This is a genomic window from Paenibacillus sp. DMB20 (genome assembly GCF_000987955.1).
Taxonomy (GTDB): Bacteria; Bacillota; Bacilli; order Paenibacillales; family Paenibacillaceae; genus Paenibacillus_AQ.
The window spans coordinates 110,186-121,342 of record NZ_LAZU01000037.1; the positions used below are offsets into that span (position 1 = coordinate 110,186).

General features: G+C 44.1%; 15 protein-coding genes. 2 read left to right on the top strand and 13 right to left on the bottom strand.

The window, feature by feature from the left end; translation table 11 throughout:
* Nucleotides 1-237: 237 nt before the first annotated feature.
* The 11 genes from XI25_RS31540 to XI25_RS21165 form a co-directional block, all read right to left on the bottom strand.
* A complete protein-coding gene (locus XI25_RS31540; protein ID WP_052759703.1) occupies nt 238-1,305 on the bottom strand; it encodes a DUF3102 domain-containing protein in 1,068 nt (355 codons plus the stop codon).
* Nucleotides 1,302-2,834: a PcfJ domain-containing protein gene (locus XI25_RS21120; protein ID WP_046680110.1), complete on the bottom strand. Its 1,533-nt coding sequence runs from the start codon at nt 2,832-2,834 to the stop codon at nt 1,302-1,304. Before XI25_RS21120 ends, XI25_RS31540 begins: the two co-directional genes overlap by 4 nt.
* Nucleotides 2,835-2,844: 10 nt before the next feature.
* The gene (locus tag XI25_RS21125) at nt 2,845-3,165 is read right to left on the bottom strand and encodes a hypothetical protein (protein WP_046680111.1); all 321 of its coding nucleotides are present in this window, start codon (nt 3,163-3,165) and stop codon (nt 2,845-2,847) included.
* Between the two features lie 60 nt (nt 3,166-3,225).
* Complete coding sequence (locus XI25_RS21130) at nt 3,226-3,933, bottom strand: hypothetical protein (protein ID WP_046680112.1); 708 nt, start codon at nt 3,931-3,933, stop codon at nt 3,226-3,228.
* A 32-nt stretch (nt 3,934-3,965) separates the two neighbouring features.
* Nucleotides 3,966-4,346 (bottom strand): hypothetical protein, encoded by a 381-nt coding sequence (locus XI25_RS21135; RefSeq protein ID WP_082112456.1) that lies wholly within the window; start codon nt 4,344-4,346, stop codon nt 3,966-3,968.
* 5 nt (nt 4,347-4,351) lie between these two features.
* A complete protein-coding gene (locus XI25_RS21140) occupies nt 4,352-4,540 on the bottom strand; it encodes a hypothetical protein (protein ID WP_046680113.1) in 189 nt (62 codons plus the stop codon).
* Between the two features lie 191 nt (nt 4,541-4,731).
* Nucleotides 4,732-4,989 carry a hypothetical protein gene (locus XI25_RS21145; protein WP_046680114.1) on the bottom strand — a complete coding sequence of 86 codons (258 nt, stop codon included), beginning with the start codon at nt 4,987-4,989 and terminating at the stop codon, nt 4,732-4,734.
* The gene (locus XI25_RS21150; protein ID WP_046680115.1) at nt 4,986-5,258 is read right to left on the bottom strand and encodes a hypothetical protein; all 273 of its coding nucleotides are present in this window, start codon (nt 5,256-5,258) and stop codon (nt 4,986-4,988) included. Before XI25_RS21150 ends, XI25_RS21145 begins: the two co-directional genes overlap by 4 nt.
* Nucleotides 5,259-5,270: 12 nt before the next feature.
* The gene (locus XI25_RS21155) at nt 5,271-5,567 is read right to left on the bottom strand and encodes a hypothetical protein (protein WP_046680116.1); all 297 of its coding nucleotides are present in this window, start codon (nt 5,565-5,567) and stop codon (nt 5,271-5,273) included.
* Nucleotides 5,568-5,708: 141 nt separating this feature from the next.
* Nucleotides 5,709-5,876, bottom strand: coding sequence for a hypothetical protein (locus XI25_RS33465; protein WP_160308942.1), 168 nt, complete (start codon nt 5,874-5,876; stop codon nt 5,709-5,711).
* 11 nt (nt 5,877-5,887) lie between these two features.
* Nucleotides 5,888-6,166: a helix-turn-helix domain-containing protein gene (locus XI25_RS21165; protein WP_046680118.1), complete on the bottom strand. Its 279-nt coding sequence runs from the start codon at nt 6,164-6,166 to the stop codon at nt 5,888-5,890.
* Nucleotides 6,167-6,323: 157 nt separating this feature from the next.
* On the opposite strand from XI25_RS21165, the gene XI25_RS31545 reads away from it, so the two are divergent.
* Complete coding sequence (locus tag XI25_RS31545) at nt 6,324-7,049, top strand: helix-turn-helix domain-containing protein (RefSeq protein ID WP_052759704.1); 726 nt, start codon at nt 6,324-6,326, stop codon at nt 7,047-7,049.
* Between the two features lie 64 nt (nt 7,050-7,113).
* On the top strand, nt 7,114-8,613 hold the full coding sequence (locus tag XI25_RS21175; RefSeq protein ID WP_046680119.1) for a recombinase family protein: 1,500 nt from the start codon (nt 7,114-7,116) through the stop codon (nt 8,611-8,613).
* Nucleotides 8,614-8,891: 278 nt separating this feature from the next.
* On the opposite strand, the gene XI25_RS21180 is transcribed toward XI25_RS21175, so the two are convergent.
* Entirely contained in the window at nt 8,892-10,022 is a 1,131-nt protein-coding gene (locus XI25_RS21180) for a prephenate dehydrogenase (RefSeq protein WP_046680120.1), read from the bottom strand.
* Between the two features lie 30 nt (nt 10,023-10,052).
* Nucleotides 10,053-11,150 carry a histidinol-phosphate transaminase gene (hisC, locus tag XI25_RS21185; RefSeq protein ID WP_046680121.1) on the bottom strand — a complete coding sequence of 366 codons (1,098 nt, stop codon included), beginning with the start codon at nt 11,148-11,150 and terminating at the stop codon, nt 10,053-10,055.
* Nucleotides 11,151-11,157 lie beyond the last annotated feature (7 nt).

Genomic DNA, 11,157 nt, shown 5'->3' on the forward strand with positions numbered 1-11,157 from the left:
AGGATCAAATTCAACAACTCTCTTACCGTTTTTATTAATCCTGTACTTAACAGGCTTGTCGTCATGGCACCAGGCATAGTCACCGACTATTTTAGCGATAACAATTCGTTCCCCTATGCGATCCGGAAACAGTTTGGGCATTGTACCATGGCGAGGATCATTCTTGATGATCTCGCAGACTTGTCCACTCATGAACTGCTCGAAAAAGAAGAACATCGAGTCATCACAGCTTTGCTTTCATATCGTCACACAATGCGGCAAGCCGCTCCGAGATTGCTTTCTTCTGTTCTTCGTTCTCCAGCAAGGCGACAGCCCGATGAGTTCTTTAAAATCGCCAACCAATGCATCGAAGTGTAACTTCGCTTTAATCGCCGCTGTATTGTTGTTCTTTCGGAGTTGTTCCTGGAGCTCGGCCACCTGCTGGGCAGCTTCCTCTTCGCGCTTTCGTACTTGCTCAGCCATTTCTTTTTCGCGTTCCTTGACGGCTGCTTCGACCTTCGCGTTCAGTTCTTCTTCCTTTGCCTTCATATCTGCCTCAAGTGCGGCTATACGCTGCTGTGATTCGGACAGAGCCTTCTCGGCCTTCCGAAGATCAACCGCTTTGGCTTTGCTTTCTGCTGTTCCCTGTGTCGGTACCTTTGCAGCTGCTTCCTGGGCCTTAATGAGATCATCCTGAAACTTTTTTCGAAGTTCCGTTTCATATTCATAATCCCGTTGCAATTCTTCACGTTGTTGTCTCTCTTCCTCAAGAGCCATTTGCTCGGCTTTGATCCGTTCGCGTTCCTCTTGAAGCAGGCGTTCAAGTTCTTGCTTCTCCTTAATCGCTGCCTGGAGCTCTCGGGCGGACATTTCAGCAGCGTTGTTTTCTTCAACAAAGGCTTCTCGTTCTTCAGCCTTTACGGAAAGCAAGGCCACCGCTTGGGAATAGCTCAAATTCGCAAGCATTTGGGAATTTAACTCTTTGTATTCCGTCGCCACACGCATAAAGTTGTTGGCTGTAGACTGGCTATAATTAACGTTCTCATTCAGCCAATTGGCCCAATCTCCATGTTTAACAAGTGCCTTTGCTTCAATCAATTTCTCCCCGATCTCTATTGCGGAACGGATCGCATGCTGACGTGCTTTCTGATCAATATCACGGATCTCCGTTGCAATAACATCTGGAGTTCTATTGGCTAAGGCTGTTTCTTCCACATTTACGGTTGCTAGTTCCGTTTTAGCAGGAGCTGGTTTTGTGGCCTTTTCCTTTGTTTTGGTTGCTGTTTGTGATTTCTTAGTGGCTGTGCTTTTCTTTTCCGTGGTCATACTGCCGCCTCCGTCTCTTTGGCTCTATTTTGAGGTGTTCTTTTTCTTGCCTTTGCTAGCTTTTCAAGCTTGAACCTATCTATAAGTTCCAGCACGTCACCAGTAGGTAAGAAATTATCGTATCCATACGTCTGGACAACTCTGCCGTCTTTAACCTCCATGGTATAGAATGGAGTCTCAGGATCAGCTACCTTACGAATCATTAAGATATTCGTCTTACCGTCTGCATGATCTGAGGCATAGCTCCCTACGCAATGACTAAGGGCTTTACCTTCATCAATTATTTCCTTTGCAGATTTAGCAGCTCGAACAACGAATCCGTTATATGAGAATTTCAATTTCTCAAGTATCTCTGATCGCTCTTTTATCTTCCGTTCAGCTTCTATAGATACTTTGATTTCAACTTGTTTGATTGTGTCTTGATGTGCTTCATGCAAATTGGAAGGAAACACAATATTAGAGCGTTTAAGATCTAATCCAAGATTTTTACAATCTGAAATGTAATCTTTCCACATGGTCAGGACATCAGTGGCCCTTCGGAATGACCTTGGATTCTTTTTAATTTGCTTGTCCATGTAAGCCACACACCGTCTGAAATTCTGGAATTTCAACATCGGCTTTAATTCCTCGAAACAGTCCCCAGTGCGCTTAACGAAGCTTTTAATCTCCTTCAGGGAAGGCCGATTGTTGTCTTTTCTGGTTATTTGGTAAAGCCGAAGAGTAAGAGCGTCAATATCATCGTGTTGTCTAATCTCGTGAAGATCCTGCTTGTTCAGCTTTAAAATCTGTTCAACCGTTTTTCCTGACCATTTAATAGCTCCATAAGTTTTAGTGCCGTATAACTTGGCGTGTACAAAATACCTATAGCCCATTTTGGTTAGATACTCGATGCAAGGATACTTAGAATAGAGACCAAAGAACTTGGTCATATCCTGTTCGTCGTATTCATCCCATGTACTATATTTAAAGGGAGTACCTTCAATCGCCTTCCGTATACTTTCGCGGGAATAGTAACAAGGCGTACCGTTTTTGTAGAGACTGTACTCGGAAGTAATGTTCTTATTTTCATACCAATTTTTTTGGTTGTAATAGCCCGTATAAAACATCGAGCTATTCCCCATTTGAAAAACATAACTACATGAAGGTCGATATAATGTTTCGACCTTTTTGAAATCACCGCGATAATCTCTTTGTACGTAGAGCCCTATAGCCGTCATGATTGCTGGGTCTAAAATGGATTTTTGATAATAAACCACAAATGCCTTGTCCACCATGTACTTCCTTCCGACATGGCTCTTTTTCACGGTGCAGGTCGAATTACATTTAGGGCATACAGCTTTACTATTGTGTTTCAACGGAATTTCAGGCTTATGTCTTTGATTGCAATGTGTGCAATAGGCGAACTGAATTCTTGCTGAAGTTTGAGTAAACAAATAACGACTTCTGAGCAAAACTTCATTAGTGACGTAATCCATAACGTCTTCACTGATCGGACCAAAATGAGCCTTGTGTTCATTGAATTTGCTCATGCCAATCCTCCTATAACAAGTCGTCAATGGACGATACGTTTAACTCAGGTATCTCAACAGCCTGCTGTTCATTTTTGATAGGTATCCCAAAGTACTTTAGGGCAACATTAAAACCTTCCTCATCCGTCAGTACTCCATCACTTTTCATAGCTTCCGATCTCATCATGCCGATGCTGGCAGATATGGTTTTTCCTTCGGTAAGGATAAAAGCTGCATGTTCAGGATGTTGACGTACATAACTAATCAGGAAAGCCCCCACATGCTGAACGTATTTTTTATCATGCTTTTCTCCGACTTCCTTCTGAAGCTTTTGCAAGGCCTGCTGCAACACGTTGAACCCTCCTTCTAATGGATCGGGAGGGTATTCCCCTCCCGAATTTATAAGTATCAACTAACCGACAATGATAACCTGACCATCTGTAATCAATTGCTCCAACTCTTGATTGAAATAAAGCTTGATTCGCTCGATTGCATCGAGCTTCCAAGCGCCGCCATCAGCTTCAAACAAGGCAGCTGAAGGTCCATCTTTCATCCGGAAGACAAAGGCACTTTCTGGCTGCTCGATCTCCACAAAAGTGCGGTAAGGTTTTAGCCAAACAGGATTCGGCAGAACAACTGGTTCGACCGTTGCAATGCCTGCCTTTGCAGTCACTTGCTGGCTAATGCCGTTGTCGCCGACGGTTACAACCTTCTCGTCAACCACGTTTCCGACAATGGCGAGTACACGGTGTTTGAATTCTGTATCTACGAAGCACGATTGCAGCAAGATGTTGAAGTTCTCGACATCATGAAAACGGCCAAAGTTAATTTCCGGCAACAACGCGGTAGCCTCAATCAAGGTACTCCGGCTGAGATCACGATTGAATTCCGTAACGACATGGACCTGAGTTGGTGAAATCACATGAACGATGACTGGCAACTTCTCGTCAAAGTTGTTCTTCAAGTAATCCACGATGCCTTGCAGGTTGCGAACCTTCAGAGTGTCCGTAACAGCTTCACTCACTCTTCGAAGTTCACTGTTTGTGTAAACCTGATTGCCGATAGTCGTCGTGTTAATAGCCGCCAGGCTCAGTATTTTCTCGATAGCCTCTTTAATCATTGATAATTCCTCCATTATTCATTTTTCAAAGATCAACGGAATCTTCCGTTTACGACTTTTGGAGATGGTGTTTCTCCAACACCATCCACGATCTCACCAGCATCATTCATTGCCAGTTGGTCCCGATCTTGTCCGGTACTAAGCTCTTTAATAACTGCTTTGCCTTCTTTGTCATAATCGAATATGAAAGCCGTTGGTACTCCTTTAGCCGGAGCTAGTGAAGATTTGACTTCAATGTCACTAGAAGCCATCTGCCGAGCTTCGTTCGGCTTGATCTTGATGCTAATTGTCACTGTTCGGACTGCATCCGCCTTTGTGTTTGGATCGAGTATGTTTTCGGCGACCTTCTTCAGCTCACGATTAATCCGTTCTTGCATGGCTCCACCAGCAAGCTTTGCGATATCCACGTTCATAGTTATCACCTCCTTCCACGGGATGGTGATTTAGGACGCTTGATGATCTCAATAACATCCGACTCAAAAATAGGCTTGGTTTTCCCATCTTCCTTTTTTAAGCGCAAGAAGGTACTGGCGAGACCCCAAACATCCGTTACCTCACCTGTTTCTCCGCTGTTCGTCCGAACGATATCGCCCTTTAAAACGCTCATTTCCCCTCCCCCCTTACCTGGGCGAAAAAGATGTGTTACAATAGTCGTGAAATATTTGTAATGCCCGAGATCTTCCGGCTCCTAACCCGGAGGATCTCTTTTTTGATGCGTCGGCCGCATCTGCCACCGCCGAAAGGAGAAAGGTTATAAAAACCTTGCGACGGTGGCAGACAGGGCCGAAGCTCTGTCCATTAGATGCAGGCCAATCTGGTTTGCATCTTGAAAATCTCAGTTACTACTATTGACATTCCCTCAACAGGCAGTTCTCGTAAGAGAAGGGCGGCATTATTCCAAGCCGTGTACGCTTCATCTCGCTTCAGCCATAGTTCAGTAAATTCAGGTGAATCCACTTTTCCGTTTTCAAGCATTTCTTCAAGCTGATCTGTATTGGAACGAAGCTCAACTGATGCTTTTACATAGGCTTGTCCAAGTTTCAAGGCGTCTGTCATAACGTTGCCCCCTTGCTTTTCTGTCGAACAGCATTTAAAATTAACGACAGGTGTTTTAAAAAGTACGTTTTAAATGATGTCCACCCTGGCCGGTGGGCATTTTTCATTTCCATCTCTGCGAAAGAAATCATTTTGTTGAGATACATAACCCCGTCCAAGAACTTTTTCGGAGTATTCATTACTTCTGGGTTCCGAGCAATAACCATCAGGTTATGTTCGGCTGCTTGTCCAGCTGCCTTCGCTTGTTCCACCATTACCTCTCGTTTCAATTCCTTATCCCCCTATGCAAATCGCATCTGAATAGCTTTGAATGCAATTTTTTTGTTGATTGGATCAAGGCGATCCATATCGGATAGATTGAAAGTGTAGTTTTCGTTGTAAAGATGAAGCGCCAGATTCAGCATGAATTTTTCTGAAGGGCTCCACGGTGATGATAATTTAATAAGTCCAGTTGCATTAATGGATAGTTCATCGAAATCAATGTGCGATGTAATGAATTGATTAAGCTTTTGATTCTGAGAAAATATGTGCAACAAACCCTTCCAATAGCGATCTTGCAATAATTCTTTTGGGATCATGCTTAAGCTCCTTTCAAGATGTTCAGGTGTGCGATCTATAGATGCTCGCACACCGTTGGTATGACAAGAGCATTCATCATTTTTTAATGACTCCTTCTCTTTGTTGCTCCCTGCGTATCTTTATTCCTTTGGCAAGTATCTTCAGAAATTCGCGTTCATAAGGTTCGAGCGTTCGGGCTGACATTTCAATCCCTCCCCTTTCAAGAAAATGTTAATTTCATTCTCCAATTGCTCGATTTCCGAATTTAAATCAGATGGATCAATTCCCATTCGATTCAAACGGTCGATGATATCAGCAAGGCTATTCATGTTGGCCTCCTTCATTGTCCAGATGCTAAAGCCTCAAGCACATCCTCCGGAATGATTTCTTTGTACTTTGCTAACGCTAACTTTTCATAAGTCAATGAAGTGACAGGTGAAAGCGCAGAAGCAAGTGCTCTATTGACCTCATCCGAAGGCGGTGGCATGAACCCTCTGGAAATTTTACTTAAGTAAGACGGAGAGACATTTCTTTTATGAACCTTGCATCGTTCAGCAATTTGGGAATAAGACCATCCGCTTTCTCTTATAGCTAAATGTAGAATCTCGGCGTATTTCATGATTATCACCTCCAACCGTTTAGTATTCAGTGAACGATGTCGTTAAGTAAATAGTAAACGGTAATATCGTTCCAGTCAATACTAAAAACTGAATTATTTTGTTGACTTTTTACTGAAACGAAAATACAATTAATATCAAATGAAAGGAGTGTCTCGATTGAATTACTATGAGTTGCTGAGGAGCTATATAAAGAATTCAGGGTTATCTCTTTCCGTGATATCCGAGAAGCTAGAACAGTATGGATATAAGGTTAGTAAGGGCTATATTAGTCAATTACAAAATGGCAAAACGGAGAATCCAGCAACCGAGGAATTGAATAGAGCACTCGCCGCAGTTACTGGTGGGGATGTTGAAGAATTGCTCACAGCTGCACTTATTGAAAAAGCTCCGAAAGAGATTAAAGAGAAAATATCTAAGCTCAACTATTTAAAAGAACTTAAACGAGATCTCAATAAAGCCTTGATCATTGAAGAAACACCAGCTCAATATATTGCAGACAATTTAATCAAGGTCCCTCTGCTCGGTTCGATCGCAGCTGGGCAACCAATAGATCGGATTGAATTAATTGAAGATATCGAATACATAAATAAATCTGTTGTAAGAGGCCAGGAAGCTTTTTGTTTACGCGTCAAAGGAGATAGCATGATTGGAGACAATATTTCTGAGGGGGATATTGTGGTTTGTGTAAGACAGAAAGAAGTCTCTTCCACTGATATAGCTGTTGTTGCTATAGAAGGTGAAACAGCCACAGTTAAGAGAATAAAATGCGAAGGCAACATCTGTATTCTCATGCCTTCAAACCCGAGATTGCAGCCAACAATTGTTGATTCGTCTAAGGTAGAGATAATTGGGAAGGTCGTTGAGTTACGAAGAAGATTCTAATCTGAGCAGAAACGTGTTAGGAACACAATGTCAGCATCTTCTGGAAAGGGGGTGAAATTAAAAAATGGTAGTGGCTAATAAGAAAGTAGAGTCTACTGTAATTGAAGCTGTTGGATATATCCGCCAAAGTGATGAGCGACAGGACAAAGAGGATATTTCGGAGCAAACTCAGTTAAGAAAAATTGAAGCGTTTTGTGAATTTAACGGATTTAAATTAGTCAAAGTATTTAAAGATATCGACTATTCAGGATTCCGTATAAAATACACTAAGCGCCCTGGACTGATGGATGCATTGAAGTACGTTGAAAATAGGCCCGCAGTTAAGAAATTTGTTTTCTTTAACCTATCCCGACTTACTCGTTTAAGAAAGGATTTCCAGGCTATCCACGAAACTTTAAAGACGTTAAATATCGATATCTGTTCTGCATCAGAAGCCGTAGATTTTAGTACTGCGAATGGTCGCTTCGTAGCTGGTATCTTAGTAGACATGAACGAGTATTATAGTGATAGCTTAAGCGATACAATGAATGAAACTAAAAAAACCAACGCCGAAAAAGGACGTTGGAACGGTGGACCGGCTCCATATGGTATGCTCAAGAAAAAAGATGGTTATGGATTTATTGAAGATTTTGAAGTAAGTTACTACATCAGAAAAGCCTTTCAAATGGCGAAGGATGGAAAGGGAACTTACCTAATTTCAAAATGGTTGAATAGCCAAGGATTCAAAACAAAGACTGGGAGAGAATGGGCGCCTAGGCGGGTACGGTATATGCTACAAAATCCGACCTACGCTGCTATGCAAAAATGGAAAGATAAATACTATCCATTGCTAGAATGTCCTGAGTTTGTTTCGTGGGATGACTTCTGCTACATTCAATCAACATTGTTTGGTGAGAGTAATGTCTGGAAAGGAAAACAACGGCAATTGCTCTCTTCTATTCTGATTTGCCCAGTTTGCGGATCAAGAATGCACTCAAGATATTTTAACCACAAAAACAATCGAAAATATGTATGCAGCCGTAAAATCGAAACAGGTAATTGTAAAAGTCCGAACCTTGATCAAGCCTCACTGAATGCTGCTGTCATTAGCCTTTTAGGCAGGGTTGCCGAAGAAAAATTCGAACCGGCTCATATTTTGCCTGAACTCGCAGGAACTGAAGACAAAAGTCTAAATTCCATTCGTAAACTTCAGGATGAACTGCAAAATATCGAACGTGCAGAACAACAAGTTTTCGACGACTACTACCTCCATCAAAAGATTAATGAAGAACAGTACAACAGCATAATAAGACGATACGAAAAGCGAAAACATGAAATACATCAATTGCTGGATAAGATCCCATTGCCGGTGTCAAAATCCTTTGGAGACTATGACGATGTACTTAAGGATTTTGCAGAAGCTATTGAAGTTCTCGAAGAAGATGATAAAAGAAGATCTGTCGAGCTTCTAGTCGAGAAAATTGTACCGGGCGAGCCAACGCTGGTACATTTTAAGTGGGGCGAGGTTAAAGAAATTGTACCCACAGAAACAAAGAAATACAAGTCCAAATTGATAATTTATTAAAAAAAAGACCGCGAAAGTCGCGGCCTGTCGCCCATTTTGGAGCAACACAGTTTTTGGATAGGAGTGGAGAGAAACCATACTGTACTTTTATTATATGTATACGTTTTCATTTTGTCAACACAAATACAAAAATTTTCTTAAAACAAGAAAAACATCTATCGACGTGCCTGTAAATGAAGACAGACCGCCTATAGATGCTGCTTGCTTTTCTTGCGATTCAAGAAATGGGTTCGGCTTTTGCTGAACATTAATGCATGCTTAATCCAAAAAGACCATGCCTAATGATAAACCGTATAACCAAGCGACTGCAACACGTCCTTGGCCCGCTCCTGATCCTTTTCGTTCCGGAAAGACAGTTTCATGATTCCGGGAACGTCTTCCCGGCTTTCAATAATTTGAATATTGCTCAGGTTGATGCTGTTTTGGCCCAGTTCAGTCGTTATGCGGCCGATAATCCCCGGGTGATCCGGCACATCAATGTAAATATTGAATTGGGATGCGATGACGCCTTTTCTTCTCTCAGGCAGCTCGTTCCGGAAAGCGCCGGCTCGGCGGAAGGCATCCTCAATCGCAGGGCCGTCCCCGTTCTCCAGCATTTCCATGAATTGTTGGATGTTATCGTTCCAATCCCGAAGAAGAGGCATCATCACCTTCCGGTTGTTCAGCAGAATATCCCGCCAAACGATGGGATCGCTGGCCGCGATCCGGGTGATATCCCGGAAGCCTCCTGCGGCTAGCGTTTGATATAACGGATTGGCTTCAGTATAGGCGCAGATCTGGTTAACCAGGGCGACCGCAATCACATGCGGCAGGTGGCTGATCGCACCGACGATCTCGTCATGAAGCAGAGGATCGACGGTCACGACATGTGCACGGGTGTGGGCCAGTATAGCTTCCAGAGCCTTTACTTTGTCCGTACCTACCCCTTCAGACGGGGTCAGCACATAATAGGCGTTCTCGAACAGCAGCGAAGATGCCGCCCCCACGCCGGACCGCTCGGAGCCGGCCATCGGGTGCCCACCGATAAAACATACGTCCTTCAAAGCGAGCCTGTCCGCGCACTCCGCAATGCTGGCCTTGGTGCTGCCAACATCCGTGATAATGCAGCCCGGTTTTAACGGCATACCGCTCAGCAGGGTTATGTACGACTCCAAACTTCCGACAGGCACGCATAAAAAAATAAAATCGGCGTCTGCCGCCGCTTCTTCAGCCGATAGGGTTACATAATCGACCACGTCGCGAGCGGCCACTTGATCCGCGTATTCTTGAAGATGGGCATAACCCGTTACGTTTATGCCCGGTTTGCCTTTGAAGCAGAGCGCCAGCGAGCCGCCGATCAGCCCAACGCCAAAGATGGCGATTTTAGTTAATGTATTGTCATCTATATTTTTTTCTATCACGTTTGTCATGTTCTCTCTCACTCGCTTCAAGATTGCGCTTTAGACCGGTGTTTTCACATTACGCAAAACCTGCTCCAACACTCCGATAAACGCTTGATTTTGTTCAGGAGTCCCTACGCTTACCCGGATGTAATTCGGATATCGCTCGAATCCGGGACGTACGATAATCCCCTTATACAGCAGGTGCTGGAACACCTCTTTGCCGGACGTCCGGACATCTACCAAAATGAAGTTGCCGTGGGCCGGGAAATAGTTCAATCCGAGCCTGTCAAATTCCTTTTGCAGATAAGAAATTCCCTCGGCATTCAGCCTGCGGCACTCATTAACGAAGGCCTGATCCCGCAAAGCGGCAGCCGCAGCCGCTTGGGCCGGGCGTCCGGTATTAAACGGTTCGCGAACGCGGTTGATCAGGCCAATAACCTCGGCCTGAGCGACTCCGTAACCGATCCGAAGCGCGGCGAGCCCGTATATTTTGGAAAAGGTTCGCAGGATAACCAGGTTTTTATAACGATCCATTAGCTTCATGCTTTGCGGATAGGAGGCATCCGTAACAAACTCGTTATAAGCTTCGTCCAGAACGACCATGACATGGGAAGGAACCGCGTCCAGAAACCGCACCAGTTCCTCTTCGCCGACGATGGTACCGGTAGGGTTGTTCGGATTGCACACCCAAACGATTTTGGTTTTATCGTTGACCGCCGCCAGCATCGCGTCTAGATCATGCTTGCCGTCGACAAGCGGCACTTCGATGCTGATGGCACCTTCGATGTCCGCATTCGTTTTGTACACCGAGAATGTCTGGTCAGCCATCACCGTCTCGTCTCCCGGCAATAGAAACGCCCGCGTAATGAGCGCAATGACCTCATCCGAACCGCATCCGAATATGATTTCCTTCTTGTCCACACCCAGATGAGAAGCAACAGCGGCCGTCAGGTCAGCCGCGCTGCCATCGGGATATACGCTGAGATTGCCGAGCTCCGCTACAATCGCTTCTTTTGCTTTAGGTGAGCAGCCATAAGGATTTTCGTTGGAAGCCAGTTTAATGACCTCGCTTAATCCAAGTTCGCGTTTTACTTCTTCAACCGGTTTACCTGGCTGGTATACAGGCAGGTTTACAATATTCGCTTTTGGCTTCATCGCCATC

What these genes read in the sequence shown, in the direction of transcription:
- hisC (WP_046680121.1), bottom strand. Translation starts at nt 11,150, where the DNA reads ATGAAGCCAAAAGCGAATATTGTAAACCTGCCTGTATACCAGCCAGGT.
- XI25_RS21155 (WP_046680116.1), bottom strand. Translation starts at nt 5,567, where the DNA reads ATGATCCCAAAAGAATTATTGCAAGATCGCTATTGGAAGGGTTTGTTG.
- XI25_RS21130 (WP_046680112.1), bottom strand. Translation starts at nt 3,933, where the DNA reads ATGATTAAAGAGGCTATCGAGAAAATACTGAGCCTGGCGGCTATTAAC.
- XI25_RS21120 (WP_046680110.1), bottom strand. Translation starts at nt 2,834, where the DNA reads ATGAGCAAATTCAATGAACACAAGGCTCATTTTGGTCCGATCAGTGAA.
- XI25_RS21175 (WP_046680119.1), top strand. Translation starts at nt 7,114, where the DNA reads ATGGTAGTGGCTAATAAGAAAGTAGAGTCTACTGTAATTGAAGCTGTT.
- XI25_RS21180 (WP_046680120.1), bottom strand. Translation starts at nt 10,022, where the DNA reads ATGACAAACGTGATAGAAAAAAATATAGATGACAATACATTAACTAAA.
- XI25_RS33465 (WP_160308942.1), bottom strand. Translation starts at nt 5,876, where the DNA reads ATGAATAGCCTTGCTGATATCATCGACCGTTTGAATCGAATGGGAATT.
- XI25_RS21140 (WP_046680113.1), bottom strand. Translation starts at nt 4,540, where the DNA reads ATGAGCGTTTTAAAGGGCGATATCGTTCGGACGAACAGCGGAGAAACA.
- XI25_RS21145 (WP_046680114.1), bottom strand. Translation starts at nt 4,989, where the DNA reads ATGACAGACGCCTTGAAACTTGGACAAGCCTATGTAAAAGCATCAGTT.
- XI25_RS21165 (WP_046680118.1), bottom strand. Translation starts at nt 6,166, where the DNA reads ATGAAATACGCCGAGATTCTACATTTAGCTATAAGAGAAAGCGGATGG.
- XI25_RS21135 (WP_082112456.1), bottom strand. Translation starts at nt 4,346, where the DNA reads ATGAACGTGGATATCGCAAAGCTTGCTGGTGGAGCCATGCAAGAACGG.
- XI25_RS31540 (WP_052759703.1), bottom strand. Translation starts at nt 1,305, where the DNA reads ATGACCACGGAAAAGAAAAGCACAGCCACTAAGAAATCACAAACAGCA.